The following is a 26,846-nucleotide window of genomic DNA, read 5'->3' as shown; positions in this document are numbered from 1 at the left end:
GCTCAAGCCCGCTGTCGATAATCTTGAGGGGCCGGAATGGACTCGGCATGCTGCCCGACAAACTCCGCGCTCAACTCGATCACACGGCGGTATTGCAAGTCGACGGTGATCATGTGGTAGCAGTTGTCCAGCAGGATTTTGGTCACCGGCCCACCGAGGTGGCGTTCCACATAGTCCGCGTTCCAACGGCTGGTGATATCGTCCTCGATGGAGTGCAACACCAACGCCGGCACCTTGACCTGCGGCATACGCTTCTTGACCACGGCGTTCATCCGGTGCAACTCGCGCACAGTGATGCCCTCCATGGTCAGCAAGCCCGCCTCACTGCTCTCACCCTCCTTCATCTGCCGCTCGACGATGCCACGCAGGCGCTCGTTCTTGATGCCATACGGCGGCTTCTCTTCGAAGCGGCAGATATGCACGCCAAAGGGGATTTTCATAAGCAACGGCGTGAGAAACGCCAGCTTGTTGATGCTCCATCCGTCGTACTTCAGGGTGGTGGAATACATCAGCAGCCCGGCGACTTGCCCAGGGTGCTCGGCGGCCACGTACATCGACATCACCGCGCCCATGGACAAGCCACCGACGAACACCTGTTCATGGCGCTGTTTCACAGCCACGAAGGTTCTGCGCACGCCTTCATACCAGTCGCGCCAGCCGGTGGCTTGCAGGTCGCTGTTATCACCGCAGTGCCCGGCCAGGGTGGGCACGTACACCGTGCAATTGCCCACCTTGGCCAGGCCCTTGGCGACCTGGCGCAATTCCGTCGGGGTGCCGGTCAGGCCGTGGATCAACAGGATCCCGACCGGACCATCACCGAGAACGAAACCGGCATCACCTTCACCGAGGTCGATCTCTGCTGTGTTCACCGGTTGGTCGCCCGCACCAGCAGTTGCTCAAGCAGCTTCAGGCCCAGTTCGATTTCCGGGTAGCTGATTTCCAGGGACGGTGCCAGGGTGATCACGTTTTTGTAGTAACCGCCCACATCGAGGATCAGGCCGAGTTTCTGGCCGTCCACCACCATGTCACCCTTCATGCCTTCTTCGACCATATAGTCCAGGGTCGCCTTGTCCGGCGTGAAACCATCCGGGCCGCAGATTTCGCAGCGCAGGGCCAAGCCCAGGCCGTCGACGTCGCCGATGATCGGGAAACGCTTCTGCAGGTCTTGCAGGCCTTCGAGGAAGAACTTGCCCTTGGCCATGACCATCGCGCCGTAGTCGACTTCGTTGGTCATCTTGAACATTTCCAGGCCTACCGCCGTGCCCAATGGGTTGGAGGCGAAGGTGGAGTGGGTCGAACCTGGCGGGAAGATCTTCGGGTTGATCAACTCTTCACGGGCCCAGATGCCGCCCAGTGGGTTGAGGCCGTTGGTCAGCGCCTTGCCGAACACAATCACGTCCGGTTGCACGTCGAAGTGTTCGATCGACCACAGTTTGCCGGTGCGGTAGAAGCCCATCTGGATCTCGTCGGAGACCATCAGGATGCCGTGCTGATCCAGCACGTGCTTCAACTCACGGTAGAAGTTCATCGGCGGGATCACGTAGCCGCCTGTGCCCTGGATCGGCTCAACGTAGAACGCAGCGTATTCGCTGGAACCGACTTTCGGGTCCCACACACCGTTGTATTCGGTTTCGAACAGGCGGGCGAATTGCTGCACGCAGTGGCTGCCGTACTCTTCCTTGGTCATGCCTTTAGGGCCACGGAAGTGATACGGGAACGGGATGAACTGCGCGCGCTCGCCGAAGTGGCCGTAGCGGCGACGGTAGCGGTAGCTGGAGGTGATCGACGAAGCGCCGAGGGTACGCCCGTGGTAGCCGCCTTCGAAGGCGAACATCAGGCTCTTGCCATTGGTGGCGTTACGCACGACCTTCAGGGAGTCTTCGATGGACTGCGAACCGCCAACGTTGAAGTGCACGCGACCGTCGAGGCCGAATTTCTTCTTGGCGTCGACTGCGATCATTTCCGACAGCTCGATCTTGCCCTTGTGCAGGTACTGGCTGGCGATTTGCGGCAGGGTGTCGATCTGCTGTTTCAGTGCATTGTTCAGGCGCGGGTTGGCGTAGCCGAAGTTGACCGCCGAGTACCACATTTGCAGGTCGAGGTAGGCCTGGTCTTCGGTGTCCCACACGTAGGAGCCTTCGCAACGGCTGAAAATGCGCGGCGGCTCGATGTAGTGGACGGTGTCGCCGTAGGAGCAGTATTTGGCTTCTTTATCCAGAAGGATCTGGTCTTCGGCGGTAGCGATACGGATATCAGACATGGTGGAAGAGTTCCTGATTGTCAGCAGCAGTAAAGGAGGTGGCGTTGGCGGCGATGCCTTGCGGCAGTCGGGCCAGCAGCGCAGGCAGTTCGGCAAAGGTGTCGAAGCGTGCGTGAGGAATGTTGTTGGCTTCGCAGTACTTGGCGAGGCTGCCTTTGGCGAACACAAAGTCGGCAGTGGAAGCCACGCACATGTCGGACTTGCCGTCGCCGATCACCAGCACGCGCTTGTTGCGCGGCGTGGACTTGCACTTGCAGTTACCGGAGGCGGCACGGCAGGCGTCGCTGGAATACGGGAAGTCGATGCGCCAGCTGTTCTGGTCGACCTGGCGCAGGCGGTTGGCGAGGATCGGCAGCAAGGTCACGTAGTTGCGTGAAAGGATCCGCGCAATGCCCTGCTCGATGCCGTCGCTGACCACTTCGATGGTTGCGCCCAGGCCCATGACGTGGTCGACGAAGTCCGGGAAGTCCGGGTCGATCTCGACGCTGTCGAAATACGCCAGCAATTCGGAAGGCGTCGCCTTGATCAGCGCCAGTTGGCGGCTCAGGCATTCGCGTGAACCGATATGCCCATCCAGCCATTCCTGTTCGATGGTTTCCCACTCGGGGCCGGCGAAGCGTTGGAGGACGTTGTCGATGACATCGGTGGGGGTAATGGTCCCGTCGAAGTCACACACGATATGCCACTGGATCATCGTTGTTTACCTTGGAGGAGCGCGCTGTGTGCGCTTGCAACAAGGTGTAGAGCAGAGAGTGTGCCAACTGGCCACCGCCCAGCAGGGCTGGGGTTTTGCCTGGCATGGCCAGCGATTTGTGTCGCAGGAGCTACAATTTTTGTAGCTTGCTACAAACAAGATGAGTGCTTGCGTGGAAAGGATGCTTTGCGCGTTCATGCGCGCATATTCAATCAAGGAACTGTGACCATGTTGAGGATCACATGCGCTGCACTCGCCGGTTTACTTGGCCTGTGGGGCTTTTCAAACGCTGCGGTGGCCGAGGGCATCACCGGTGAAGTGGGCGCGGGCGTCAGCTACCAACCTCATGACCCTACCGGCAGCCGCTACGAAACGCGGCCCGTTCCCTATTTCGACCTGGACTGGGGCGATGTCAGCCTGAGCACCGATGACGGCCTGACCTGGAGCGCGCTCAACACCCAGGGCCTGACCGCCGGCCCCTACATCAATTACCTGTCGGGCCGCACGTCCAATGGCGATCTGCAGGGCCTGCGCAATGTGTCGGACATGGCGGAAGTCGGTGGTTTCATCCAATACGCCCCGGCTGATTTCTGGCGGGTCTATGCGCAACTGGGGCAAGCCGTGGGCGGGGGGCATTCGCAGAGCGGTGCCCTGGGCAAAGTCGGCGGCGAACTGGGGTACCCCCTGGGTGGCGGGATTATCGGCAGCAGCGGCCTGGTCGCGCATTTTGCCGACGCACGCCAGACCAACACGTTTTTCGGCGTGGATGACAACGAGGCCGCGGCCACGGGCTTTCGCCCCTATAACGCCAGTGGCGGCTTCCAGAACCTGACGCTGACCCAGAGTTTCGAGTTTCCCCTGGCGGCTAAATGGTCATTGCTGACCAGCGCCAGTTGGGTTCACCTGGTGGGCTCGGCGGCCGACAGCAGCATCGTCCGGCAGACCGGCGACGTGAACCAGGGCCAGGTGCAGACGGCCATCAGCTACAAGTTCGACTAGGTTGGTCTGGGGTTTGCAATGAGGTCCTGGAATCCATTTTTCCAGGACACTCTTCATGGCTCGCCCCGCTTATCGCCTGTTGCATCATTCGCTGTGGGACCTGATCCCCATTGCCCTGGGCCTGGCGCATTTCGCCTTTGTCATTTGGCTGGTCAGCGCGTTCCACAGCCTGAGCTGGTGGGCGCTCGTGCCCCTGGCGCTGATCTATGCGATCAGCTTGTCGTGGAGCATCAACAGCATCTCCCACAACCAGATCCACAACGCCTACTTCACCCATCGCGCGATGAACCGGGCGTTCGACCTGCTGCTGTCGGTGACCATCGGTTTTTCCCAGACGCTCTACCGCGATATCCACAACCGCCATCACCGTGGCAACGCCGACCTGCCGGGCCCGGACGGTAAAACCATCGACCCGCTGTCGATCTACCAGCGCGGCCACAATGGCCAGCCGGAAAATCCGTGGGCTTACACTTTCCTGAGTTTTTTCCGCGACGATCCCAAGCCGTTCTATGACGAGATGAAGCGCAAGCGCCCGGCCGATGCACGCTGGGTCAAAGTCGAGATCGGCATGACGGTGGCGTTTTATATCGCCCTGGCCTTCTACAACTGGCAGGCGGTGCTGTGGCTGTTGCCGTTCTGGTACCTGGGCCAGTGCCTGTCATCGCTCAACGGCTACTACGAACATTTCGGCGGCAACCCGGACCTGCCGATTGCCTGGGGGGTGAGCTCTTACAGCGTGCTGTACAACCTGATCTGGATGAACAACGGCTACCACGCCGAGCACCACTACCGGCCCAAGATGCACTGGACCCAGGTAAAGGCGTTTCATCGCGAGATTGCCGAGCAGCAGCGTGCGGCGGGGGTCAAGGCGCTTGCGGTGTCCCATGGGTTAGGGTTTTTGGTGGCACACCGCAAACCCTAGGCACTCAGTTTTCTTCGCCCTCTGCCAGGAGGGCGATACCGCCGATAATCACCGCCACCCCCACCCAGTGCAGCGGGCTGATATGTTCCCCCAGCCCCAGCCACGACCCCAGCAACACCACGACAAACACCAGTGAACTCAGCGGAAACGCCAGGGACAAGCTGCTGCGCCGCAGGATCAGCATCCACACGAAAAACGCGCCGATGTAGCTGGCGATCGCTGCCAGAATCCCAGGGTTACGCGCCACGTCCGCCAGCCACTGCCAGCTCAAATCCATCTGCCCCAACTGATCCCCGGCCACTTTGGTAAACAACTGGCCGGCACTTTCGGTACAGATCAACAATGCCCACAGCACCACCGTGCCGAGGCGCCCGTGCAGCCATCCATTATTCATCGTTTGCGTACTCATGCCTGACTCCCTGCAATGGCTACCAACATCACGCCTAAGGTAATCACCAGCGTGCCCAGCCAGCGGCGGCGGCTGACGGTTTCGCCCAGCACCACCTTGCCCGCCAGCACCACGCCGCAATAAGCCAGCGCAGCGGCCGGGAACAACAGGCTCAACGGCGCACGGGACAAGGCTTCGAGCCACACGAAGAACTCAATGGCATAGGCGCCGATCCCGGCCCACAACAACGGCGCATTGAACACCTGGCCCCAGAACGCATTCAGGCGAAAACCGCCGTCCAGTTCAGGCAAACGGTCGAGGCCGATCTTGAAACACAACTGGCCGATCACATCGAGCACGATGGAAAACGCTACCAGCAACACCACGGTCAACGTCACGGGAACAGCTCCTCAAACAGGTCGATCAGGGCTTCATTGGTGGCGGCGTTGCGCTGCAGATCTTCGGCGCTCCAGCGCTCGGGCGGTGGCTGGTCGGACTTGGCTTCCCAACGCTTGAACGCATTGCTGAAGGCGGGCGTGGCGAACTCGCCGCACACGTCGATGCCGATGATGCGTTTACGCGCTGCCAAGGCCCGCAGGGCTTGCAGCAGATGGGTCAGGCGCATGCCGCCCTGGTCCCAGTTGGTGGCCGCGTCTTCGCTGGCGAGTACGTCTTTGTCGATGGTGATCCAGATCGCTTCGGTGGGCAGGCTGGTGATCATCTGATCGAGGAATTGCGCCCAATCCAGCTCGGCCAGGTTGCGCCAATACAGGTGGTTTTCCTGCTGCTGGTGACCGGCGCCATCCCCTACCCGGCCCCAGACTTTCGACGGCGGATGCTGCCAGGGAAACAACTGCAAGTGCCCGCGCTTGAGGGCACCGAGGTTACCGCCGCGCAGTTGCGGGTTGTGCAGGTCGTCGCTGCACGGGCCGAGGGTGACGATGCGCTTGATCGCCGGCATCTTCAGCGCGCGGTTGACCCACGAACCACAGTGGCGCTTGGGCGCAAAGCGTACCCAGTCGGGGTGATTGTCGAAGTGGATCAGGCTGATGGGTTCTTTCAGGTCGGCGAGAAAGGCCGGCGTGAGGTGATGATAGTCGCCGGAGCCGACAAACAGAATTTCCGGTCGCGCATCGGTGGGCCGTGGCCGTTGGGCCAGGCGTTCGGCGAAGCGTTTCCAGGTTTTTTCGGTGGACCACAGGCGCAGCTTGGGGCCCAGGTCCAGCAGGTCGATACGCGTGGCACGGCCGCTGGCCAGACGCCGGGCAATCGGTGCCTGGCCGGTGAGGCTGTGGTCGAGGTCAAGAATATTCAAGGTAATGTTTCACCCCTAATGGCAGCGCCCATCCGGTACCGGATGGGCTTTAGGGGGTCAATGCAAGGGACGGGCCAGCGCTTAGCCTTTGGCCTCTTGGATGATCTGGCGGATCGCCCCTACAAACGCTTCCGCCGGCTGGCCGCCGCTGACGGCGTACTGGTCGTTGAAGACGATGGTCGGCACCGAGGTCACGCCACGGGAGATCCACAGCTGCTCTTGCTCGCGCACTTCAGCGGCGTATTCATCGGAGGCGAGAATCTCGGCCGCACGCTGGATATCCAGACCGACGCTTTCGGCGATGATCGCCAGGGTGGCGTGGTCGGACGGGTCCTGCCCATCCGTGAAGTAGGCCTTGAACAGCGCTTCCTTGAGGTTGTACTGCAAGCCTTCCAACCCGGCCCAATGCAACAGGCGGTGAGCGTCGAAGGTGTTGTAGATGCGGCTCTGGCCGTCGGTGCGAAAGGCAAAGCCCAACCCGGCGCCCATGTCGCGGATACGTTCGCGGTTGGCCTGGGATTGCTCGGCGGTGGAGCCGTATTTTTCGGTGATGTGCTCGACGATATTCTGCCCTTCAGCGGGCATGTTCGGGTTCAGCTCGAACGGCTGGAAATGAATCTCGGCCTGGACTTCGGCGCCCAACTGGTCGAGGGCTTCGGTCAGCCCGCGCAGGCCGATGATGCACCAGGGGCAGGACACGTCGCTGACGAAATCGATTTTCAGGGGAGTACTCATGACAGGCAACCTCGCAGGCGCAAATGGGCCACAAAGGTTGCACGATACACCAATGTCACAGCACCTTCGAAGGCTCGCCCAGGTCAATCTGCGCCCAGTGCGCCGCGTCTTGGCGATGGGCTTGCAAGTACGGCAGCACCGCCGTCAGCAGTGGCGCCTTGAACGCTTCCTGGAAACGATGGGCCATGCCAGGGATCAGTTTCAACTGGCTACCCTGGATATGCGCCGCCAGGTGCACGCCGTGCATCACCGGTAACAGCGGGTCGGCGGTGCCGTGCACCACCAGAGTTGGCACGCGCAGTTGGTTGAGCAAGGGCACGCGGCTGGGTTCGGCGAGGATCGCCATGATCTGGCGCTTCACGCCGTCGGGGTTGAAGGCGCGGTCGTAGGACAGCGCCGCCTGGTGCAACAGCGCCTGGCGATCATCCGTCACATTCGGGCTGCCCAGGGCCGCCAGCAAATCGGCTTGCTGCTCTAGGGCCACTTCACGGTTCGGTGCGCTACGCCGCGACAGCAGTTGTACCAGCGCCGCATTCGGCGCAGGCAAGCCTTCGGCACCGGAGCTGGTCATGATCAGCGTCAGGCTCTCGACCCGCTGCGGTGCCATCGCAGCCAGGTGCTGGGCGATCATGCCGCCCATGCTCGCGCCCAGCACGTGGAATTGCTGGATCTGCAGGGCGTCCATCAAGCCGATGGCGTCGTCGGCCATGTCGGTCAGCGTGTAGGGCGCCGCCACCGGCAGCCCAAGCTTGTAGCGCAGCACTTCAAAAGTCAGGTTGGCATTAGCCGGCGCCTGGCGCCAAGTGGACAGGCCGACATCACGATTGTCGTAACGGATCACCCGGAAACCCTGTTGGCACAGGGCAACCACTACTTCATCCGGCCAATGGATCAACTGCCCGCCCAGGCCCATCACCAGCAGCAACGCCGGATCGGACGCACGACCGATGCTCTGGTAGGCGATGCTCACCTGAGCCAGGTCGACCGTTTGGGTCGGGACATTGACGTCACATCGAGAAGCCGCAAAGGACGGCAGGCCGAACAACAGAGCGGCCAGTAAAAACAACACGCGCATGAAAAACACCGAAACGCAGAACCCCAGTAGAGCGCGAGTCTGATGAAGTTTGTTCAAGCGCGCTGCCACAGTTGCGTGACAATTTCATGAATGCCGCTCAACGGTCGGCTCTCTAACTCTCTATCCCTCAGCATCGTCTCCGACATTGGCAGGCAGTCCGTGGCATTGGCTTATATCCGCCCATTGTGGGTGGCCCAATAGCCGTAGAGCATGAAAAGCCGCAGGGCGCTGCGGCTTTTCATCAAGGCGTAGGAGTCACAGTTTCAGAAACAGCTTTTCATCCAGAGGCGGGCCTATGCGGGCCCTGACGATCTGCTCAACGACACGGTTGTTACCCGCCTCCGCGACCAAGTCTTTTTGAGTCTTGGCGCGCTGGGAAGGTATTTTCAAGTGCGCAGCGGTATAGAGGTTGCGGGGTGAGCCTTTTACCGGGTAATGAAAGTGGGCGTACCAAAGGACATCGACTTTGCCTTTGTCACGTACCGCGTACTCGGTGAAGACGTCGCCGCTTTGGGTCGCTGTATCCCGCCGTACCAGGTTGATATCGACGAAGCCATGCTTCCACAGGTAGTCGATATTTTCCGGTTTGGGCGGGAGCACCTTGTAGCCGTCGGCGCAATGCTGGCGAGCTTTCTTCAGCAGATCGTCGGCCTGCGCGCGCCATTGCTTGACCAGTTGCTCGGTTTCGGGCCTTGCGCTGTGGCTGTTTTCGGCTTGCAAGGCCGTGGCTTGCAGTCGGTCGGCTTGAGCTTCCAGCATGTCGTTCCAGTCCAGCGGGTTGATGCCTTCCCTGCGCTGCGGGTCGTTGAGTTTCTTTTTCTGAAAGGCTATCGAGCGTTCAATCCCGGCACTGTCTTCGAGCAGTTTCTGGGCTTCGGTTTTGAGCGTCGCAAGGGACTTAGGCGACGGCGCGGGCCTTGGGGATTCAGCAGGCACGATCTTTACCCACTCGCCGTCACTGGGGTGTTCGCTGTAACTGGCGACGGGCTTGCCGGTTTGCAGATCCATCACATCAATGATGGTGGTTTTTGAGCCTGACGCTTGAGGGCGAGTGGTGCCAATCAGGGTTTCCTTGTCACGGGTCCTGAACGTTCGCTGACCCGCCGGCTTTTGTTGTTGGTCGATGCGTGCAACCGCCGCAGGCACCAGCGACTGTTCCTCTCGAATCACTTCGGCCAGATCCGCTTGGGCATCACCGATAGCTTCATTGAGGCGCTCGACAAAAAGTTGCTGGTATTGAGCCCGCATCAAGCCGGGATTGGCTTCCTGCAGCGACAGGCTATCGCTGAGCACCTGCTGGTACTTGCCGATAACGGTTTCCAGCGTCGCCTTGCGCTCACTCAAGGTGTAGCCGGTGTACTGCCGTTGGTCCATGTGAGCCCGGTAGATCGGGATCAAGTTGGTTTCCTTGAATCGCCTCAGGTGAAACAACTCAACCGGGTCAACCGTTCGGACATTACGGTCCTGGCTCAACTCTTTCAGATTCGACAGTGTGGACAGTTTCATGCGCAGGGCGGTATTGGCGGGTGGTTGCTTGTCTTGAAGCTTGAGAAAGAGCGCAGCCTTCGTCTTGCCAAACGAAGAGTCGTTCGTCCATTGCTCAAGGGCGGTAGCAGAGACAAGGGCGGCTTCTTTCACGTTTTCCTGGTCCTTGTAGACCTTAGCGAAATTGTCGATTACCTCGCCGTAGGCACTGACCGAACCTGTCCTCGCCTCACGGACCACTTCTGCCATGGGCCTTCCACTCGGGAGGAACTGGTTACTGTCGTCAACCAGGCTTGTGTAGAACGTTTCGATTTGGCGGTAGTTGTAGAGTATTTCGCCATAGAGCGTGGAACGTGTTTGCTTGTCCTCGGAAAGGTCATCCAGTGCACCCATTTTTTTTGGCTGGATGATGTCGATGGCATCTTGAAGGGCCGCACTATTGCGTTGAGTTCGTTGCTTGAGTTCTTCGAACTCACGATCGACTTTTTCCCTGAGGTTTTTCGTGGCTTCCAATTGCTTCATGTAGGGATCGATAAAGCGCTGTTGCTGCTCTCCGGTGGTGGACAGGCCCCAGAGCGTGCGCAGCTTTTTACGGGCACTGTGGTAGTCGCTGATGGTCGCCACCAGCTCATCGCGCGCCGTCTCCCGCGCTCCGTTCAGTGGCGCCGCGTCCTGCAGGCTTTGATCGAAGCGAGCCTTTCGCTCTTGCCTGGCTTGCAGGTTCTGTTTGACCGTTTCGGCAACTCCGCCTTTTTTCGGCATACCTCCCCGTAACCGGAGGCTGTTATCGAAATGCCATTGACCCTGCCCGTTACTGCTCACCGGCGGCCCGGTACGTGCCTTGTTGTGCTCATCGATGATGAATACACCGTCAACGTCATTAGCCGCCCTGAACCAGCGATGGTCGATCTTGGCATACAGCCGATCCTGACTCAGGTACAAGCCCTTTTTTGGCCCATCGGCAATCGCTACGCCGACGTCTTCGGGAGCGGGAACTACAAACGAATCTATGTGTGCCCGCTGGCGCTCGGTCAATCGGCGAGGCGTTGAAAACGCAAAATCCAGCTCGGTCGTGTTATCGCCAATGACCCCGACAGTCGGCTCCACTGGGCTTTGGCTGATGGTCGCGCGATGGGTGATCGGCTCCTGGCTCGGCGCACGGCGCCGAGGGCCACCGGCCAAAGGAATCTCCTTGATCGTGTCGAGCGTCACGGGGGGCCGAGTCATGTCAGCCGGTACAGAGTGGGTCAACAACATGCCCATGTTGAGCAACAAGTCCACCACTACCACCGCTGAGTCTCCCTGGTTATTGGGGTCAGACAGCTTCCTGATGTCGTCCTCGCTACCGGCCAACTGTAGCAGCCACCCGGCCATCGCCCCCGGCCCGCGCATCACTGGCAGCAGTGTATTGAACAGCAACCCACCCAGCTCCTTATAGGAAGCCCAGCGGCTTTGTGCATCCGATACGGATTGCCCCTGGGCCAGGTGGACCAGGCTGTGGGTATTGCTTTGAAACAAGTGCTGCATCAGGCGGCCTTGCTCCAGGTCCTGGCGCAAGGTGCTGGCCGCACCATAGCCATCCACGGCCAGTACGGTCGGTGCCGGAGTGGGAGGCGCGTCGAACTCGTTGAACATACCGTAGCGGGCAATGTTCGGGGTCTTGAATCCACCGTTACCGTACACCGCGCGGGTTCTGTCATCGGGCAACCAGGCTAGAACACTTTGCTGCAAGGGGCCGGGTTGTTGTATCGCCTCCAGCAACGCCTGGCGTGTCGCAAATTCCTGCAACGCGGGCGACAACATCGGCCGGTAGAGAACATGCGGGCCAGTAGCGGAGTCCGCAGGCTCAATCACAAACATGTTCTCGACGACATCCGGTGTCGCGCCGGGCTTGCGTAAAAAAGCCAGTGGGCGAACAACGATGTCTTGTTCATCGACTTGCTTGGCTCCCCCACCCGGCGTGAACACGGCCTCGACATATGAGTAGCCGCGCGCGGTGATCCCCGCTTCGCCCTTGAGCTTGAGTTCCAGGGCCTGCATCGTCAGTTGCAGGGGTACTTGCTCGGCAAACAAGGCGCTGCGCTGGCGTGATTCCGCGCTGTCGCCGAGCAGCCGTTGTTGCAGCAGTTCAGGATAGTGCTTGCCGATATCCACCTGGGTGATGATGTCTTTGAGGCGCTGGGGCGTTGTCGGGTCGGTGATCAGTTGACCGAGGTGGCGCACTTCCATTTCGCCCTTGGGCAGCCCGGCCAGATTGCGCAAGGCCATGTCGGTGAAGCTCATGGTCACTCGCTCGATGTAGCCGCCGCCCAAAGTGCCTACGGGCACCTTGAAGGTGACTTCCAGGTGCTGCGCGAGAAACCCGGTGTTCTGCAATTGGGCCTGGAGTTGTTGCTGGGTATAGGCGCGAATATCGGGAATATCCGCAAGGAAGTTACGGCCCTGATTACGTTGTACATCGCTGGCCAGCTCCAGCGCATGGCGATGGTAGGCAAAACGATCGGCTTCGTTGGCATTGCGCAGCCACGCCGGCAGTTTTTCCTGCAGCCGCGCCACCTTCCCGGAATCAGGCGCGTAGGCGTCGACCAGCCAAGGGCTGGGATCGCTGATCAACGAGAACCGCTGCTCCAGGTCGCTTGGACTGCTGGTTGGCGGGAGTTCGGTGGCTGCCACCGCTTGCAGCTGATTATTCAGAATGACGGCCGCCTGTGCATCGAAGACATTCGCGTCCGGCTCATGACGCTTCCAGGTCAGGCTGTCGAACACAAAATCCTTCTCCAGGTGTTCGCCCCACGCCCTGCCAAAGGCTTCCAACGACTCGTAAGGGGTGACCTGCCCGTTGGGACGTACATGCAACACCTGGGTGCTGCCGCCAATCTGACGGGTGATCAATAGGTCGGGGCTGAGCTGCGTGGCCGTGTCGCCACCATAGCGGACGCTGGAATCCAAGACAAAGACCCTGGCCGCGTCATCCCCCTTGGCACTCAGGCGCTCCGAGCGGTTGGGATAGGTAACGACCTGGTCAAGCGTGGCGCGTTGCGCGTCGGTGAGGCCAGGTTGTTTGAGTGACGCACTCCTGAGGCTGTCACTGAGCATGCCGCTCAACCACAACCAACGACTGTCCGCAGCGGGACCCGTTGCGCCTGGGGCGCTTTGCCCCCAGTAGTCCGTCAACGCCTGCGCAAAAGCGTTTTTCAACGCCGGTCGCAAGGTACGAATCGCCAGCTCGATGGCCGACATGTCTAAATCATCCCTGCGGTTCCCTGAAGAGGCAGGAACCCTGAGGGTGGCACCTGTACGTTGATCGATCAGTTTCTGGGGTAACCCGTATTTGTCGGTGAAGTCCAGTTCACCACCTTGCGCCACTTGCTTTAACGCCATATCCAGCAACGGCGTCAGCCGGTACTGCACCGGGTTATCCGAAATCGGTTCCGCCACTGAGGTCTGTGCCAGGTTGAGTTCCAGATCGGGATACAGGCTTTTGATGGCATCACCCAACATTTTGCTGACCACCGAGTGCACGGTAGGCCGTGTCGCGAACTGGCTGTTTACGGCACGAGCTGCAAGGTGGGTCGGTCCAGAAGGGGGTGACGACACCAGACCAGCCTGCACATCGGCGGCGGGCGCACGCGTTGCGCTCAGGAGGGAGGTGACATTGTGCAGCGGGGTCGCAGGCACTGCCGACGGTTGGTGAGGTACGAACAGGCTTGATGAGTTTCTGTAGATCATGAAGGCGCATCCTTGGCGTAAAAAATGGGCTCATCCCAACGCCGCGTCGAGACGAGGCTCGCAGAAAAATACCGAACGCCCCCCACGATGAAACAGGAAATGCGTAATTGGCTATTTCCAACAACGTGTAAGCCGCTAGCCCCATGGATGAGCGTTTTTTTCGCGATGTATGGCGGGATATGAACGCCTCGGTCGACAGCCTAAGCAACATGAGACAAACTCAACGAACTCGAGTTAATCATCAATATTCCTCATGGAGGCCACGGTGCTGGAAATCCGCCACCTGAAAACCCTGCACGCCTTGCGCGAGGCCGACAGTCTGGTCGAAGCCGCCGAACGCCTGCACTTGACGCAGTCCGCCCTGTCCCATCAGTTCAAAGAGCTGGAAGAGCGCCTGGGCATGCCGTTGTTCGTGCGCAAGACCAAGCCGCTGCGCTTCACCAGTGCCGGCCTGCGCCTGTTGCAACTGGCCGACGCCACCCTGCCGCTGCTGCGCGGTGCCGAGCGTGACATTGCGCGGTTGGCCGGCGGGACTGCCGGGCGTCTGCACATGGCGATTGAATGCCACAGCTGCTTCCAATGGCTGATGCCGACCATCGACCAGTTCCGCGATGCCTGGCCGGAAGTCGAGCTGGACCTGGCTTCCGGCTTCGCCTTCGCCCCGCTGCCGGCGCTGGCCCGTGGCGACCTGGACCTGGTGGTGACCTCCGACCCGCTGGAACTGCCGGGCATCACCTATGTGCCGCTGTTCACCTACGAAGCCATGCTCGCGGTCGCCAACCAGCACGCGCTGGCGAACAAGGCGTACATCGTGCCGGAAGACTTGCTGACCGAAACCCTGATCACCTACCCGGTGGAACGCGACCGCTTGGACATCTTCACGCGCTTCCTGGAGCCTGCCGATGTGGAACCGGCTCAGGTGCGTACGTCCGAGCTGTCAGTGATGATGATGCAACTGGTAGCCAGCGGCCGTGGCGTGTGCGGCATGCCCCATTGGGCGTTGCATGAGTACAGCTCGCGTGGCTACGTGAAGGCCAAGCGCCTGGGTGAGAAAGGTTTGTTTGCCACACTGTACGCGGGGATTCGTGCGGACATGCTGGATGCACCCTACATGCGCGACTTCCTGCTGACGGCCAAGGACACGTCGTTTTCCACCCTGGATGGGGTCAGCGCGGTGCGCTAAACCGGCACCTCGCGCCACATGTGGATCTTATCGAAGTAATCCACACCGACTCGCACCGCCAGCGGCTCCAGGCCGTACTGGATGAAGCCGCAGCGCTGGTACAAGGCAAACGCCGCTTCATTGCCAGCGGTGACCGTCAGCTGGATCACTTTGAGGCGCGGCTGTTTGCGCGCTTCGTCGAGTGCCGCTTCCACCAACTGACGGCCCAAGCCTTTTTGTTGGTGGTCCGCATTCACGTACATGCCGAACAGGGTCACCTTGTGCCGCGCTTTTTCTCGCGGCTCAAAGGCCAGGCCGACAATGCCGGCCAGCTCATCCCCGTCAAACGCACCGAGCAGGCAATCCAACGGGCTGCTCAAGCGTTTTTCCCACCAGCTCAGCGGCATTGCCGCACGCTCCACCACGCTGGAGGTGAACGCCTGGGGATAGACGCCATACGCCTCCAGCATCAACGCCCGATACGCTTCGGCGTCGCTGGCCGCCAGCGTGCGAATGATCATGCCGTCAGCGAGGCACGGTAAAACGGCAGGATCAGATCGCGCGTCAGCGGGGCCAATTGCAGGCCGCCATCTCCGGCCGGGTCGATCCAGCGCACTTCTTCAATCTCGGCGGCAGGCGTGACCGCCACATCGATCTGCACCTGGAACAACTCGGCTTCCACGGTGAAACCTGGCTCGTTGACCGCAGGCGCGGAAAACTTGCCGAGATAGACGGCGGCGCTTGGCTCGATACGCAGGTTCAGTTCTTCGTGCAGCTCACGGGCCAAGGCCTCGGCAGGCTGCTCGCCGGCATCGATCTTGCCGCCAGGTTGCATGAAGGCCTGGGTGCCGCGCTTGCGCACCAGCAAGGTTTGGCCGTCAGCGCCGATCAGGAGGGCGGCGGCGATGCGGATGGTGGAGGGCATGAACGATCTTCCTTGGCTGCAAAAGGGCGCAAGGATCACATGAAGTGGCTCAGCCGCAAAGCAGTCCATCGCCGTTATCCTTGATGAAGACACTGTAGCGCGCCCCTTCCATGGTCTCGAAGGCAATCAATTTATCCACCAATGGCAGGTTCAACACCTTGCCGGCGTTGAGCAACAGCATACCGTTGTCGGCATTGAGGTTGCGCGCGAGCACCATGCCCTCCGCCAGCTCCCGGGTGCCGAGGACTTTGACATTGGGGTCGCCCAGGGTCACGTCATTGAGGTAAGTGGCGCAGACCAACACAAAGTCCTCGACCATCACCGGGTCATACAACCGACCAGCGTATTTACGGATGTACAACAGCGCTTCGTCGCTGTTCATCTGCCGCTCCAGGATCAGGCCTTTTTGCAGCTCGATGAAATCCACCGCCAGTTTCAACAGGCGCGAACCGGCGGGAATCGCTTCGCCTTTGAGGTGATCGGGGAAACCGCTGCCGTCCCAGCGCTCTTGGTGATGGCGGATTAAGCGGGCAGCGTCTTTCATCGGTTCCAGGGTCATCAGCAGTGATTCGCTCTGAGTGGCGTAGGCGCGATAGCGTTCGCGGTCGCTGCTGTGCAGCAGGTCCGAGGGCGAGGCCATCATGCTGTCGCTCCAGCTCAGCTTGCCGATGTTGTAGAGCGCGGCGGCCATGGTCAGGTCCCGGTTGCTGGCCTCGTCCACGCCATGAGTCACACACCAGGTGCGTACCAACTCGATGATCTGCCGGTTGGTCTGTTTGGCCCGGGGCAGGCGCAGGTTGGCCAACAGCGAGAACACCTCAGTGCCGGTGGCGTAGCTGTGTTTGAGTTCTTCGTAGGCCAGGTCGAGCATGTCGGCGGTCTGCTGCAACTCGCTGGTGCGCGAGACCACGCGCTTTTCCAGGGTGGCGTTGAGCTGCTTGAGTTCATCGTTCTGCTGCTGGATCAGTTGTTCAAGACGCAGGCGTTCGCGTTCGGAATGCTGATGGGCCAGGGATTGGCGCAGCGCCAGCAACAGTTCCTCATCCTTCCAGGGTTTGCTCAGGTAGCGGTAGATCTCGCCTTCGTTGATGGCTTTGACGATCAGGGTCAAATCAGTCTCGCCAGTCAGCAGAATGCGCACGGTGTAAGGGTAGTGTTGATGGATATGCGCCAGCAACGAGGCGCCGTCCATGTCGGGCAGGCGCGCGGCGCTCATCACCAGGTCGACGGGTTGGCTGGCGAGAATGGCCAGGGCATCCGCAGCGCAGGTGGCGCTGTGCAGGTCGAAGGGTTCCAGCCGCAAGAGTTGGGTGAGGCTGTGGAGTACATCCGGGTGAGCGTCGATCAGCAGCACCACGGCACGTTCGGCATCGGTAAAAGTGACTGACTCTCCCATGAGACACCTCGGATCGTCGGTGTGCGGTCCTTATGGTCGGGGTCTGCCTCCCTGGCGAATACTGACTTGCCTATTACTGAGTAGCTTAGTCGGTTTTTTGGGAAGTGATGGCCTTTCAGTATCACCCCTTTTCAACCACCAATAAAAACCCGGCACTCTCGCCGGGTTTGAAGAAGTAGTGGAACATCAGGCGCAATGCGCGACTTTCACCACTTCCTTGGATATCTGAGCGCCCTTGGCAATTTCCACCGTACGCAAATCATAAGCAGTCTGCAGGTTAAGCCAAAACTGCGCGGATGTTTCCAACGCAGCGGACAAGCGAAGCGCCACATCAGCACTGATGCTACGGCGCATCAGCACAATGTCATTCACCGTGGGCGCGGAGACATGCAGCGCCCGCGCAAGGGCTGCAGCCGTAAGGCCCAACGGCTCCAAGTACTCTTCCTTGAGAATCTCTCCAGGGTGTACGGGACGCATGCCGTTTTTAAACATGATTCACCTCAGTGGTAATCCACAATTTCAACGTTTTGCGGACCGTCAGGTCCCCAAATGAAACAGATCCGGAATTGACCATTGATTCGGATGCTGTGCTGCCCCTCTCTGTCACCGTACAGTGCTTCCAGCCTGTTCCCAGGTGACGAGCGCAAGTCGGCAAGATCAATGGCCGCATCGAGCATGCTGAGCTTTCGTTCAATCACCGACACGATGGCAGACCAGCGCCGGGTTCGACCGGTTTCAAAAAGGGTTTTGGTATCCGCGCATTTGAAGCTTCTGATCATCGCTTAATGCTTAACGTTATTCGTTAACGCCGAACTTTACACGGGTTCCCAGGATATTCAACGGGTCATTGAGCACGCTCAGGGATGTAGCGACAAACGGTCAGCACCGAAGCAAAAAAGCCGCTCCAAATACCGGAGCGGCCTTCGAGGTGAAACCTGTAAACCTCACGCGTCAGCTTTTTTCGGGCTCGAACCGAACGAAGCGAAACGCTTGTTGAACCCGGCAATCCGACCTTCGGCCTGGGTCTTGCGCTGTTGGCCGGTGTAGATCGGGTGCGAAGCGCTGGACACGTCCAGCGGGATGTACGGGTAAGTGTTGCCGTCGCTGTGTTTATGGGTGCGGTCGCTGTCGGCGGTGGAGCCGATCAGGAAGAACACGTCGGCGGCAGTGTCGTGGAACAGCACGGTGCGGTAGTCAGGATGGATACCAGCTTTCATAAGGCCTCCGGGGCGTCTGGGTGCATTCGATTTGTTATACAGTAACACAAATCATGCGCCCAAACGAGAACCGATTGCAATAAGAATAGGCCCGTCGCTTCTATGCGACTTCCTGAAAGTCCATTTCCGGTGGTTGTCGTGAGAACCCGCGAGTCAGCACGCCCAGGTAAATCAGGCCGATCGCCAACCACACCAGGCCCAAGTAGATCGCCAAGTGATCGAGGCTGACCATCAGCCACAGGTCCGCCAGCAGGCCGATGAACGGGAACACCAGGAACAGGATCAACTCACGCAGGCCGCGCTGCTTGGCGCCGATCCAGTAATGGAAGATCACCGACAGGTTGACCAGGCTGAACGCCAGGAATGCACCGAAGTTGATGAACGAGGTGGAGGTGGTCACGTCCAGCTTCAACGCCAACAGCGCCACCACCGCACACAACAGGATGCTGTTGACCGGCGTACCGAAGCGCGCATGCAAGGCGCCGAAGAACGACTTGGGCAACACACCGTCACGGCCCATGGCGAACAACAGGCGCGAACCGCTGGCCTGGGCCGACAGCCCCGAGGCGAACTGGCCGACAATCAGGCCGATCAGGAAGATCGACACGAACAGGTCGCCACCGATATTGCGCGCGATTTCATACGCCGCCGAATCCACATTGGCGAACTCGAATGACGGATGGGCAATCTGCACAAAGTAGGACACCGCCACGAAGATCAGGCCGCCAATCAGAGTGATCAACATGATCGCCCGTGGGATGGTGCGACGTGGGTCGCGGGTTTCTTCGGTCAGCGTACTGACCGCGTCAAAGCCCAGGAACGAGTAGCAGGCGATGGCCGCGCCGCTCATGATCAACGGCATGTGCATCTGGCCGTTGAAGAATGGAGCGATGGTCCACAGTGGCTTGCTTGCATCACCGCCGATGTAGTGAATGCACAGCGCCACAAACGCAATCAACACCAGAAATTGCACCAGCATCAGCAACGCATTGATGCCGTTGGCCAGCTTGAGGCCGACGATGTTGATGGCGCTGGTGATGCCGATAAAGGCCAGCACCCAGATCCACTGCGGCACCGCCGGGAACGCCGAATTGAGGTACGCCGCACCAATAAGCCAGATGGCCATGGGCAAAAACAGATAGTCGAGCAACACCGCCCAACCGGCGATAAAGCCCAGCTTGGGGCTGATGGCCTTGCGCACGTAGCTGTAGGCGGAACCGGCCACCGGAAACGCCGAGGCCATTCGCCCGTAGCTCATGGCGGTGAAAAACATCGCCACCAGGGCGGCCAGGTAAGCGGCGGGGACCATGCCCGCAGTGGATTGCGCCAGGATGCCGAAGGTGCCGAGCACAATGATCGGCGTCATATAGGCGATGCCAAACAGCACCACCGACCCTAATGACAGGGTGCGTTGCAAACGAGCCATGGGTGATTCTCCGCGCAATTATTAGATTTATGGCAGAACTGAAGTCGGTGAAGCGGAATCTGTTTTTAGAGTTATCACTTGTGGCGAGGGAGCTTGCTCCCTTGCCTCAGGGCCAGTCTTAAGATTGTGGAATCAACAGCTCGCGCGTCCCATCGCTGTGCTCAATCACCTCACCCGGCAATTTCATGCGCTGGTCATCCAGGTAGCGGTAGTCCTTGCGCGCCGCTGCCAGTCGGTCGAGATCCAGCTCAACCGCGAATTGCCCCTCCTCACGCTTCGCTTCAAACAGCAGCGTGCCAAACGGGTCCACCAACGCACTGCCGCCGGCGAACACCAGGTCGCCATCGCCCGCTTCAACCCGGTTGACCATCAGCGCGAACGCCTGGTTTTCCTGGGCTCGGGCCATGATCGCGGTGCGGTGGGTTGGACCGTAGGGGTCCATGTTGCCGTTGGTGACAATCAGCAATTCGGCGCCCAATTGCGCCAGGGCGCGGGCAGTTTCGGGGAACTCGATGTCGTAGCAGATCAACAGGCCGACGCGCAGACCGTTCCAAATGCAGGTGGGATAACGGTCGCCCGGGTTGAACACGCCTCGCTCCAAAGGCCACAAGTGGGTCTTGCGGTACTTCAGGGCAATGCCTTCGGGAGTGATCAACAAGGTGGCGTTATAGAATTGGCCGCCATCATTTTCGGCGATACCGATGACCACAGCGACGTCGCGTGCACGAGCGGCCTGGATAATGGCCTGCACGGTGGGGCCATCCAGCGGTTCGGCGATGGCCGCGACGGTCTCGGATGTCGGGAACCCCGTCAGATGGGTTTCCGGGAATACGATCAGTTGCGTATCGTCGGCGCAGGCAGCAATTGCCGCCAAGGCGCGCTCAAGGTTGTAAGCTGTATCGTTATCACGACCGGCCAACTGGGCAAATTCGACCTTCATGGGTATTCCTTGTTCTTTAGCTGTGCCGCAGTATGCGCAGCCTCAACCCACCAGGGAATCACGCGGCGGGGGTAACCCGATAGGGGTAGATCAATGACCATGTCGCTGCAAGACATCGCCTGGCACCGTGCGGTGGGGCAAATGATAGACGCGCTGGACCAGCCCAACTTCTGGACCCAGCTTGTCCGGTTGCTGGACCAATACGTGCCGTCCGACAGTTGGGTGGCACTGTTGTTCAGCAGCGAACACCGCCCGCTGGTGTTCGCCGAATGCCCAGGGGCCGACGGCACGCCGGACCAGCTGTTCCAGGACTACCTCAACGGCCTGTACCTGCTAGACCCCTTCTACATCGCTAGCCGCGAACACGCGCGCACCGGGCTTTTGCGCCTGGCCGAAGTCGCGCCGGAGCACTTCGAACTCACTGAGTACTACCAGCGCTACTTCCGCCTGAACGTGGTCGCCGATGAAATCCAATTTAATTGCCACCTGCCGGATGGGCGTACCCTGTGCCTGTCGCTGGGCTCGAAGCAACGCTTTGACCCGCAGCAGATCGCTCTGCTGTCGCTGATTCAACCCTGGGTGCTGAGCTTGCTGCGCCAGCGTCTGCCGTATGAAGTCGACCAAGTCAGAGCCCCCGAGCCACCGATAGGTGATGACTGGGGGGCGCAGTTGACTGCTCGAGAGTTGGACGTAGGCCGCCTGATGCTCAGTGGCTACTCCAGCAAGGAAATCGCTCGTAAGCTGGAGATCTCTGTTGAAACCGTGAAGGTCCATAAGAAACACATCTACAGCAAGCTAGGGATCAAATCCCAGTCAGAGCTGTTCTCGATTTTCCTGCAAGCGCAAAGCACATAGGTGGCCAATGCTGAATCGATGGTTCGGTCAGGTAACCGGATACAGGAAATCCTTGACCTGCTGCGGTGTAGCCTCGTTCTTTACCACCGCGTCCTTGTAGCCTCTGGCTATGGCAATAAAGTTGCCGTTACGAGCACCTTCCAGGGCTTTGTCGAACCCATCTGCCCTTGTCTTTTGAAAGCCACCCCATGCTCCCTCAAGCACACCTTGTAGCGTCCCTTCGCCGTTACCAGCCCCCAGCAGGATGTTGCTCAACCCCGGAAAAAACCACGTGTGGTTACCCGCCTCCCCGAGACCCCACTGGAAATTGCCCTTGTTCGTGCCATCGCTGCGCACATGGGAATCGCTGGTAGAATCCAATCGATGGTCATCGCGCAAAGCCGGATAACCTTGCTCGGTAAAGTCCTTCCACATGCCGGCTGGAGTGCCATGCCGGGCATCGCCGCTTCTGGTAATACCTTCAAGGTCGCCGTTATTGTGCGCTTTACCACGGTGCTCGCCTGATGACGATAACGAAGTATCGATGTAGTTGAGCACCCTGGCTGCATTGAACGCTGCATCAGCCCGGGCATCCGGATCTTTGTTGTTGCTCGTCCAATCACCCAACCTATGGTAAGCCTGCAGGCGGTTAATATCTTTCTGATGCCCAAGATTCTTGAGGATCGGGTTGTCATTGATAATCTGGTCGGCGCTGCGAGTATCACCCGGAGGGCGCCCCGAGGACATATACGGTGTGCGACTTACATCTTGCTCGGGCTTTTCAAGACCCTCCATTAATTTATGATCCTGGGCTAGTTGCGCCCGCTCTGAAGAGGACAAGAGGTTTTTGTTCCAAGGAGTGGTGTCTTCTATTTCAACAGACACACTGGCAGTAGGCCCGTCAGAATTCCGTACAGAAGTACTTGGGGAGTTCGAGATTGAGGTAGTCATTCGCAATTCACTCATAAAATGAAGATTGCGTCCCTGCGCCCTACAGCAGCCCTGTCATTCAGGTCTCTCCATAATTGGCGTTTTTTACAAAACAAGTTCCCTCCTAGGACCCTCAACAGCAATAAAGCGCAGGCGCGGTTGATCCTTGTCCGCCGTTTGACTACAGGCGCAGAATGGCGGATCGACCTTCAGAGTTGAACCTAAGGAAAACCGTATGAGCCTTTCGTTACTAAGCCGTTACGCCTTCTTTGCCGTGTGCGTCATTTTCACCCTCGCCAGCCTCCCCTTCATCGAACACGAATGGCTGTGGCCGATCACCCTGGTCACAGGCGTGTTGAGCCTGATCGGTATTTTCGACCTGCTGCAAAGCCCGCACGCCGTGCGCCGCAACTACCCGATCCTGGGCAATATCCGTTACCTGGTGGAAGCCATCCGCCCGGAAATCCGCCAGTACCTGCTGGAGTCCGACAGCGACGCCCTGCCCTTCTCACGGGCCCAGCGTTCACTGGTGTATTCGCGCGCCAAGAATGAAACCGCCGACAAACCCTTCGGCACCCTGATCGACGTGTACCAGTCGGGCTTCGAATTCATCGGCCACTCCATGCGCCCGGCGCCGTTGAGCGACCCCAGCGCATTTCGCGTGATGGTCGGCGGCCCGCAGTGCACCCAGCCGTACTCGGCGTCGGTGTTCAATATCTCGGCGATGAGCTTTGGCTCGCTGAGCGCCAACGCGATCCGCGCGCTCAACCAGGGCGCCAAGCTGGGCAACTTCGCCCACGACACCGGCGAAGGCAGCATCAGCCCCTACCACCGTGAAAACGGCGGCGACCTGACGTGGGAGCTGGGCAGTGGCTACTTCGGCTGCCGCACCAGCGACGGCCGCTTCGACCCGGAACGCTTCGCCGTGCAGGCGCAGAACCCTCAAGTGCGCATGATCGAAATCAAGATGAGCCAGGGTGCCAAACCCGGCCATGGCGGGATCCTGCCAAAACACAAAGTCACCCAGGAAATCGCCGATACACGCGGCATTATGATGGGCGAAGATTGCATCTCGCCGTCACGCCACAGCGCGTTTTCTACGCCGCTGGAACTGATGCAGTTCATCGCGCAACTGCGTGAGCTGTCCGGCGGCAAACCGGTGGGCTTCAAGTTTTGCCTGGGTCACCCATGGGAGTTCATGGGCATCGCCAAGGCCATGCTCGAAACCGGCATCCTCCCGGACTTTATCGTGGTGGACGGCAAGGAAGGCGGCACCGGCGCTGCGCCCGTGGAGTTTACCGACCATATCGGCGTGCCACTGCGCGAAGGCCTGCTGTTTGTGCACAACACCCTGGTGGGCCTGAACCTGCGCGACAAGATCAAGCTCGGCGCCAGCGGCAAGATCGTCAGCGCATTCGATATCGCCAGCGTGCTGGCCATCGGCGCCGACTGGGCCAACTCGGCGCGGGGCTTTATGTTTGCCATCGGGTGCATTCAGTCCCAGAGTTGCCATACCAACAAATGCCCGACCGGCGTGGCCACCCAGGATCCACTGCGTCAACGCGCCCTGGTGGTGCCGGACAAAGCCCAGCGCGTGTTCAACTTCCACCGCAACACCCTCAAGGCCCTGGCGGAAATGCTCGCGGCAGCGGGGCTGGATCATCCGTCGCAGTTGTCGGCCAAGCACCTGGTACGGCGCATGTCGGCGACCGAGATCAAGCTGTTCTCGCAGTTGCATGTGTTCCTCAAGCCGGGTGAGTTGCTGACCGGCGAGGTGAATGGCGAGTTCTACTCGCGTATGTGGCAGATGGCACGGGCGGATAGTTTTGAACCCCATGAAGTGGCTGCCGCCTAGGATCTGTACAAAAAGTAATGTCGTAAACACCGCATGGTGCAGGCCAGCGAGACCATCGCCGCATAACTTTTCACAAGCTTGTCGAAGCGCGTAACGATGCGGCGGTTCTCCTTCAGCCAGCCGAACATACGCTTGATGATATTGCGCTGGCGGTACTTGGGACGATCGAACAGTCTCGGCAACCCCGTTTTGGGTTTGCGCTTCATGCTGCGCAAAGGAATCACTGGCTGCATCCGATACCGGTCGCAGTAACGACGCAAAGCTTCGGCGTCATAGCCTTTATCTGCCAACAACCACCGACAGCGTTTATGGGGACGACCGCGCAAACTTGGGATATGTGCCTCATCCAGCAACGGCTGGGCATAAGCGATGTCGCTGGCTTGCCCGCCCGACAACAGAAACTTCAGAGGCACACCGTTCGCGTCACACAGCATGTGGATCCTGGTCGTCAGGCCGCCCCGGCTGCGCCCGAGCGCGTGATCTTGCGGTTCTTCAGGCCCCCTTTTCTCCCGGCACCAGAGGAGGCCCGAGTTGCACGTACTGCAGTGGAATCGTTCATCCAGGCTTCCAGATCAATCAACCCTTGCTCGTTGAGCTTGATATGAAGCCGCTTGAACATCTGGTCAAACGTTCCGCGATTGCGCCAGTCACGAAAACGTTGATAGACCGTTGACCAAGGGCCGAAGCGCTCAGGCATGTCGCGCCAGGCGGCGCCGGAGCAGAGCACCCAAAGTACACCGTTGAGCATCAGACGATCATCTGTTCGCGGTCGCCCGCTACGGCGCGGTTCATTGAAAATGCCCACAACCAAATCCCAGGCTGCGTCGGGGAGTTCGTACCGTTTCGCCATCGTGGGCTCCTGCCTTTGATGGACGTGGACTTTACTGAATCTCGGCGTCGGTGGAATTCAAATTGGTTTCGGCTGATTTCGTACAGAGCCTAGCTAAGTACCCTTTTAGCTATAACAAAAATGCTTCGCATCTTTCGATACGGAGCATTTTTTTTGAGCACCGCGCAGATTTCTAGATTTTCACAAAGTCTTGGAAGGCGGTTTTAGGCGAAAGTTTGAATGAGTTGAATTTTTTCCTATTGTCAACCAATCCAGCAGCCTCCGTCGCCACATTTTCCGCAACCACAGCCAAGACGGTGATACTTGCGTCCTGGGACCCCCCCGTTAGTTTCTTTTGGGCTTCCAGCCCCAGGTGGTATAGGTATATTTGGTTGATTGCCTCCTGTGCCTATCCCTACAAGACCATCCACCACCTTCGCACCCAGGCTAACCTTGTTTGCATCTGTAATATCTTTTCGAGAAATAGCTTTTAGTTGATTGTCCGCAGGATCTTTGAAAGAGATTGTATCCTTCGTGACGCTTTGAACAATTCCGCTGAATGTCTGGTTTGACGTTTGCACATTGTACAGTTTGCCTACTTCAAAATCGTATGATGACGTGCCCATATGATGTACTCCCTTACACAGTTAAGATAGTTCAGGAAAGAGAAAAATTATTCAGCTGCATTTTCCGTTTGCTTGTTACGTAAGAAATGGTAGGCAACAGCAACTGTTTTGATACCTGTAAAATATGACAGTTTTTTATGTTGTTTCGCTATGATTCAATAAAATTTAAGAAGGAAGTGGTCGGATCTGAACGAAATCCCTTGAAATCTCACAGTGGGTATTGGGAGCTGAAATTCGGTAGAGTTCGCAGCCATAGAAGGAAAGGAATCCATGGATGGCAAAGCGGTATGAACCTCTCCGATTTGGCTTGGGATTTGGTCGCTGATTTCTTTATGGGAAGTTGTCGAAACGGTCGGCCTCGCGCAGATGATCCCCTGATGCTCAGCGACTTCACATCAGGTTGAACGAGCAAGGGTTAATCGATCTGGAAACCTGGATTAGGCTTATACCCCCAGCCGAGTGTGCGTTGTCGTCACCTCAAACGCTGACGTTGGTTTTTGGCCGACAAGGGATATGACGCAGAAGTTCTGCGTCGTTATCGCGACCGCTACCGAATGCAACCGGTCATCCCGCTGTGCAGCCGCAAACCCAGGCTGGGTTTACCGAGAATGTTTGACCACCCCAAGTACCGGCAGCGCAACATCATTGAGCATATGTTTGGCCGGCTGAAGGAGAACCGCCGCATTGTTACGCGCTTCGACAAGCTCGCGAAAAGTCATATGGCGATGATCTCACTGGCTTGTGCCATGCGGTGTTTGCGACATTTTCGTACAGAGCCTAGGGCACCACCCGGGTATGGGCTGCTACGTCCTGTAATTTTTCTCGAAGGTAGAATTTTTTAGTAAAAAAATGGGTCAGCTTTTTCTACAACGTTGGAATGTCCATAAAATATAGGGTCACCCCTATTGTCCTTTGTCTGAGTAACCTACATTCAAGTTAATTAATTGAAACCATTCGGAAAAAGTCTTTCCGTTATCACCACTCGTGCGTAGTGCAAAGCTATGTTGCCCACCCGGCAGCCCAGAGGCAGTCAAAACAAAGTCACCATTTCTGGTAAAGGCTCTTGCGTATTCCCCTCCCGCCCCCGCCTCATGCAGGTATATA

Annotated in this window: 25 protein-coding genes and 1 pseudogene; 6 read left to right on the top strand and 20 right to left on the bottom strand. The window is 58.9% G+C overall.

The features are described from left to right. Positions 1-2 precede the first annotated feature (2 nt). Genes CI807_RS12600 through CI807_RS12590 form a run of 3 tightly spaced genes read right to left on the bottom strand, consistent with a single transcriptional unit; the run spans position 3 to position 2,954 of the window. Positions 3-869 carry a carboxylesterase gene (locus tag CI807_RS12600; protein WP_095014890.1) on the bottom strand — a complete coding sequence of 289 codons (867 nt, stop codon included), beginning with the start codon at positions 867-869 and terminating at the stop codon, positions 3-5. Next, positions 866-2,260 carry an aspartate aminotransferase family protein gene (locus tag CI807_RS12595; RefSeq protein ID WP_016977483.1) on the bottom strand — a complete coding sequence of 465 codons (1,395 nt, stop codon included), beginning with the start codon at positions 2,258-2,260 and terminating at the stop codon, positions 866-868. The genes CI807_RS12600 and CI807_RS12595 overlap by 4 nt, the downstream gene beginning before the upstream one ends. Next, positions 2,253-2,954, bottom strand: coding sequence for an MtnX-like HAD-IB family phosphatase (locus CI807_RS12590; protein ID WP_016977484.1), 702 nt, complete (start codon positions 2,952-2,954; stop codon positions 2,253-2,255). The genes CI807_RS12595 and CI807_RS12590 overlap by 8 nt, the downstream gene beginning before the upstream one ends. Positions 2,955-3,182: 228 nt before the next feature. Between CI807_RS12590 and CI807_RS12585 the strand changes: the two genes are divergently transcribed. Both CI807_RS12585 and CI807_RS12580 read left to right on the top strand, forming a co-directional pair. After that, positions 3,183-3,953, top strand: coding sequence for a MipA/OmpV family protein (locus CI807_RS12585; RefSeq protein ID WP_095014889.1), 771 nt, complete (start codon positions 3,183-3,185; stop codon positions 3,951-3,953). A gap of 55 nt (positions 3,954-4,008) precedes the next feature. Beyond that, positions 4,009-4,875 (top strand): fatty acid desaturase, encoded by an 867-nt coding sequence (locus CI807_RS12580; RefSeq protein WP_095014888.1) that lies wholly within the window; start codon positions 4,009-4,011, stop codon positions 4,873-4,875. A 4-nt stretch (positions 4,876-4,879) separates the two neighbouring features. Here the strand turns inward: CI807_RS12580 and CI807_RS12575 are convergent, their stop codons facing one another. The 6 genes from CI807_RS12575 to CI807_RS12550 all read right to left on the bottom strand — a co-directional run bounded on the left by CI807_RS12575 (position 4,880) and on the right by CI807_RS12550 (position 13,602). Then, complete coding sequence (locus CI807_RS12575; RefSeq protein WP_033896394.1) at positions 4,880-5,284, bottom strand: EamA family transporter; 405 nt, start codon at positions 5,282-5,284, stop codon at positions 4,880-4,882. Then, complete coding sequence (locus tag CI807_RS12570; protein WP_010212789.1) at positions 5,281-5,661, bottom strand: transporter; 381 nt, start codon at positions 5,659-5,661, stop codon at positions 5,281-5,283. The genes CI807_RS12575 and CI807_RS12570 overlap by 4 nt, the downstream gene beginning before the upstream one ends. Beyond that, a complete protein-coding gene (locus CI807_RS12565) occupies positions 5,658-6,578 on the bottom strand; it encodes an arginase (protein WP_033896393.1) in 921 nt (306 codons plus the stop codon). Before CI807_RS12565 ends, CI807_RS12570 begins: the two co-directional genes overlap by 4 nt. 81 nt (positions 6,579-6,659) lie before the next feature. Then, complete coding sequence (locus tag CI807_RS12560) at positions 6,660-7,313, bottom strand: DsbA family oxidoreductase (RefSeq protein WP_095014887.1); 654 nt, start codon at positions 7,311-7,313, stop codon at positions 6,660-6,662. Positions 7,314-7,368: 55 nt separating this feature from the next. Then, positions 7,369-8,388, bottom strand: a complete 1,020-nt coding sequence (locus CI807_RS12555; protein WP_095014886.1) for an alpha/beta fold hydrolase — start codon at positions 8,386-8,388, stop codon at positions 7,369-7,371. A 255-nt stretch (positions 8,389-8,643) separates the two neighbouring features. Beyond that, positions 8,644-13,602, bottom strand: a complete 4,959-nt coding sequence (locus CI807_RS12550) for a dermonecrotic toxin domain-containing protein (RefSeq protein ID WP_256578749.1) — start codon at positions 13,600-13,602, stop codon at positions 8,644-8,646. A gap of 265 nt (positions 13,603-13,867) precedes the next feature. Here CI807_RS12550 and metR point away from each other — a divergent pair, with 265 nt between their 5' ends. Beyond that, positions 13,868-14,785 (top strand): transcriptional regulator MetR, encoded by a 918-nt coding sequence (gene metR, locus CI807_RS12545; RefSeq protein WP_068936992.1) that lies wholly within the window; start codon positions 13,868-13,870, stop codon positions 14,783-14,785. On the opposite strand, the gene CI807_RS12540 is transcribed toward metR, so the two are convergent. The 8 genes from CI807_RS12540 to CI807_RS12505 all read right to left on the bottom strand — a co-directional run bounded on the left by CI807_RS12540 (position 14,782) and on the right by CI807_RS12505 (position 20,668). Beyond that, positions 14,782-15,285: a GNAT family N-acetyltransferase gene (locus CI807_RS12540; protein ID WP_095014885.1), complete on the bottom strand. Its 504-nt coding sequence runs from the start codon at positions 15,283-15,285 to the stop codon at positions 14,782-14,784. The two genes, metR and CI807_RS12540, sit on opposite strands and share 4 nt — an antisense overlap. Next, positions 15,282-15,689 carry an NUDIX domain-containing protein gene (locus CI807_RS12535; RefSeq protein ID WP_095014884.1) on the bottom strand — a complete coding sequence of 136 codons (408 nt, stop codon included), beginning with the start codon at positions 15,687-15,689 and terminating at the stop codon, positions 15,282-15,284. The genes CI807_RS12540 and CI807_RS12535 overlap by 4 nt, the downstream gene beginning before the upstream one ends. A gap of 49 nt (positions 15,690-15,738) precedes the next feature. After that, a complete protein-coding gene (locus tag CI807_RS12530) occupies positions 15,739-17,085 on the bottom strand; it encodes an HD domain-containing phosphohydrolase (protein WP_095014883.1) in 1,347 nt (448 codons plus the stop codon). A 186-nt stretch (positions 17,086-17,271) separates the two neighbouring features. After that, complete coding sequence (locus tag CI807_RS12525) at positions 17,272-17,577, bottom strand: HigA family addiction module antitoxin (RefSeq protein WP_095014882.1); 306 nt, start codon at positions 17,575-17,577, stop codon at positions 17,272-17,274. A gap of 8 nt (positions 17,578-17,585) precedes the next feature. Then, complete coding sequence (locus tag CI807_RS12520) at positions 17,586-17,864, bottom strand: type II toxin-antitoxin system RelE/ParE family toxin (RefSeq protein WP_095014881.1); 279 nt, start codon at positions 17,862-17,864, stop codon at positions 17,586-17,588. A 165-nt stretch (positions 17,865-18,029) separates the two neighbouring features. Then, positions 18,030-18,302: a type B 50S ribosomal protein L31 gene (locus tag CI807_RS12515; protein WP_016970719.1), complete on the bottom strand. Its 273-nt coding sequence runs from the start codon at positions 18,300-18,302 to the stop codon at positions 18,030-18,032. A gap of 100 nt (positions 18,303-18,402) precedes the next feature. Further along, positions 18,403-19,728, bottom strand: coding sequence for an APC family permease (locus CI807_RS12510; RefSeq protein ID WP_095014880.1), 1,326 nt, complete (start codon positions 19,726-19,728; stop codon positions 18,403-18,405). Between the two features lie 118 nt (positions 19,729-19,846). Further along, complete coding sequence (locus tag CI807_RS12505) at positions 19,847-20,668, bottom strand: carbon-nitrogen hydrolase family protein (RefSeq protein ID WP_095014879.1); 822 nt, start codon at positions 20,666-20,668, stop codon at positions 19,847-19,849. Positions 20,669-20,761: 93 nt separating this feature from the next. On the opposite strand from CI807_RS12505, the gene CI807_RS12500 reads away from it, so the two are divergent. Beyond that, positions 20,762-21,523 (top strand): LuxR family transcriptional regulator, encoded by a 762-nt coding sequence (locus CI807_RS12500; protein WP_095014878.1) that lies wholly within the window; start codon positions 20,762-20,764, stop codon positions 21,521-21,523. A 27-nt stretch (positions 21,524-21,550) separates the two neighbouring features. On the opposite strand, the gene CI807_RS12495 is transcribed toward CI807_RS12500, so the two are convergent. Beyond that, entirely contained in the window at positions 21,551-22,453 is a 903-nt protein-coding gene (locus tag CI807_RS12495; RefSeq protein WP_256578748.1) for a hypothetical protein, read from the bottom strand. A 214-nt stretch (positions 22,454-22,667) separates the two neighbouring features. Here CI807_RS12495 and CI807_RS12490 point away from each other — a divergent pair, with 214 nt between their 5' ends. Next, positions 22,668-24,287 carry an FMN-binding glutamate synthase family protein gene (locus CI807_RS12490; protein WP_095014877.1) on the top strand — a complete coding sequence of 540 codons (1,620 nt, stop codon included), beginning with the start codon at positions 22,668-22,670 and terminating at the stop codon, positions 24,285-24,287. Here the strand turns inward: CI807_RS12490 and CI807_RS12485 are convergent. Continuing rightward, positions 24,284-25,137, bottom strand: a protein-coding gene (locus tag CI807_RS12485; RefSeq protein ID WP_095014876.1) for an IS5 family transposase whose coding sequence is annotated in 2 segments (ribosomal slippage) — positions 24,284-24,789 and positions 24,789-25,137 — 855 coding nt in all. Because the reading frame shifts where the segments join, the coding sequence is not laid out codon by codon here. The genes CI807_RS12490 and CI807_RS12485 overlap by 4 nt on opposite strands. Before the next feature lie 242 nt (positions 25,138-25,379). Beyond that, positions 25,380-25,742, bottom strand: a complete 363-nt coding sequence (locus CI807_RS31285; protein ID WP_157742021.1) for a hypothetical protein — start codon at positions 25,740-25,742, stop codon at positions 25,380-25,382. A 488-nt stretch (positions 25,743-26,230) separates the two neighbouring features. On the opposite strand from CI807_RS31285, the pseudogene CI807_RS31770 reads away from it, so the two are divergent. Further along, positions 26,231-26,509, top strand: a pseudogene (locus tag CI807_RS31770) (transposase); the annotation flags it as partial. Between the last annotated feature and the right edge of the window lie 337 nt (positions 26,510-26,846).

This window comes from Pseudomonas sp. NS1(2017), from assembly GCF_002269425.1.
GTDB classification, from domain to species: Bacteria; Pseudomonadota; Gammaproteobacteria; order Pseudomonadales; family Pseudomonadaceae; genus Aquipseudomonas; species Aquipseudomonas reactans.
Note: the sequence above shows the minus strand (reverse complement) of the source record. Positions and strands in the feature narration are given on the sequence as shown.

What these genes read in the sequence shown, in the direction of transcription:
- CI807_RS12505 (WP_095014879.1), bottom strand. Translation starts at nt 20,668, where the DNA reads ATGAAGGTCGAATTTGCCCAGTTGGCCGGTCGTGATAACGATACAGCT.
- CI807_RS12490 (WP_095014877.1), top strand. Translation starts at nt 22,668, where the DNA reads ATGAGCCTTTCGTTACTAAGCCGTTACGCCTTCTTTGCCGTGTGCGTC.
- CI807_RS12555 (WP_095014886.1), bottom strand. Translation starts at nt 8,388, where the DNA reads ATGCGCGTGTTGTTTTTACTGGCCGCTCTGTTGTTCGGCCTGCCGTCC.
- CI807_RS12520 (WP_095014881.1), bottom strand. Translation starts at nt 17,864, where the DNA reads ATGATCAGAAGCTTCAAATGCGCGGATACCAAAACCCTTTTTGAAACC.
- CI807_RS12500 (WP_095014878.1), top strand. Translation starts at nt 20,762, where the DNA reads ATGACCATGTCGCTGCAAGACATCGCCTGGCACCGTGCGGTGGGGCAA.
- CI807_RS12535 (WP_095014884.1), bottom strand. Translation starts at nt 15,689, where the DNA reads ATGCCCTCCACCATCCGCATCGCCGCCGCCCTCCTGATCGGCGCTGAC.
- CI807_RS12550 (WP_256578749.1), bottom strand. Translation starts at nt 13,602, where the DNA reads ATGATCTACAGAAACTCATCAAGCCTGTTCGTACCTCACCAACCGTCG.
- CI807_RS12575 (WP_033896394.1), bottom strand. Translation starts at nt 5,284, where the DNA reads ATGAGTACGCAAACGATGAATAATGGATGGCTGCACGGGCGCCTCGGC.
- CI807_RS12530 (WP_095014883.1), bottom strand. Translation starts at nt 17,085, where the DNA reads ATGGGAGAGTCAGTCACTTTTACCGATGCCGAACGTGCCGTGGTGCTG.
- CI807_RS12540 (WP_095014885.1), bottom strand. Translation starts at nt 15,285, where the DNA reads ATGATCATTCGCACGCTGGCGGCCAGCGACGCCGAAGCGTATCGGGCG.
- CI807_RS12590 (WP_016977484.1), bottom strand. Translation starts at nt 2,954, where the DNA reads ATGATCCAGTGGCATATCGTGTGTGACTTCGACGGGACCATTACCCCC.
- CI807_RS12560 (WP_095014887.1), bottom strand. Translation starts at nt 7,313, where the DNA reads ATGAGTACTCCCCTGAAAATCGATTTCGTCAGCGACGTGTCCTGCCCC.
- CI807_RS12580 (WP_095014888.1), top strand. Translation starts at nt 4,009, where the DNA reads ATGGCTCGCCCCGCTTATCGCCTGTTGCATCATTCGCTGTGGGACCTG.
- CI807_RS12495 (WP_256578748.1), bottom strand. Translation starts at nt 22,453, where the DNA reads ATGACTACCTCAATCTCGAACTCCCCAAGTACTTCTGTACGGAATTCT.
- CI807_RS31285 (WP_157742021.1), bottom strand. Translation starts at nt 25,742, where the DNA reads ATGGGCACGTCATCATACGATTTTGAAGTAGGCAAACTGTACAATGTG.
- CI807_RS12585 (WP_095014889.1), top strand. Translation starts at nt 3,183, where the DNA reads ATGTTGAGGATCACATGCGCTGCACTCGCCGGTTTACTTGGCCTGTGG.
- CI807_RS12515 (WP_016970719.1), bottom strand. Translation starts at nt 18,302, where the DNA reads ATGAAAGCTGGTATCCATCCTGACTACCGCACCGTGCTGTTCCACGAC.
- CI807_RS12525 (WP_095014882.1), bottom strand. Translation starts at nt 17,577, where the DNA reads ATGTTTAAAAACGGCATGCGTCCCGTACACCCTGGAGAGATTCTCAAG.
- CI807_RS12510 (WP_095014880.1), bottom strand. Translation starts at nt 19,728, where the DNA reads ATGGCTCGTTTGCAACGCACCCTGTCATTAGGGTCGGTGGTGCTGTTT.
- CI807_RS12595 (WP_016977483.1), bottom strand. Translation starts at nt 2,260, where the DNA reads ATGTCTGATATCCGTATCGCTACCGCCGAAGACCAGATCCTTCTGGAT.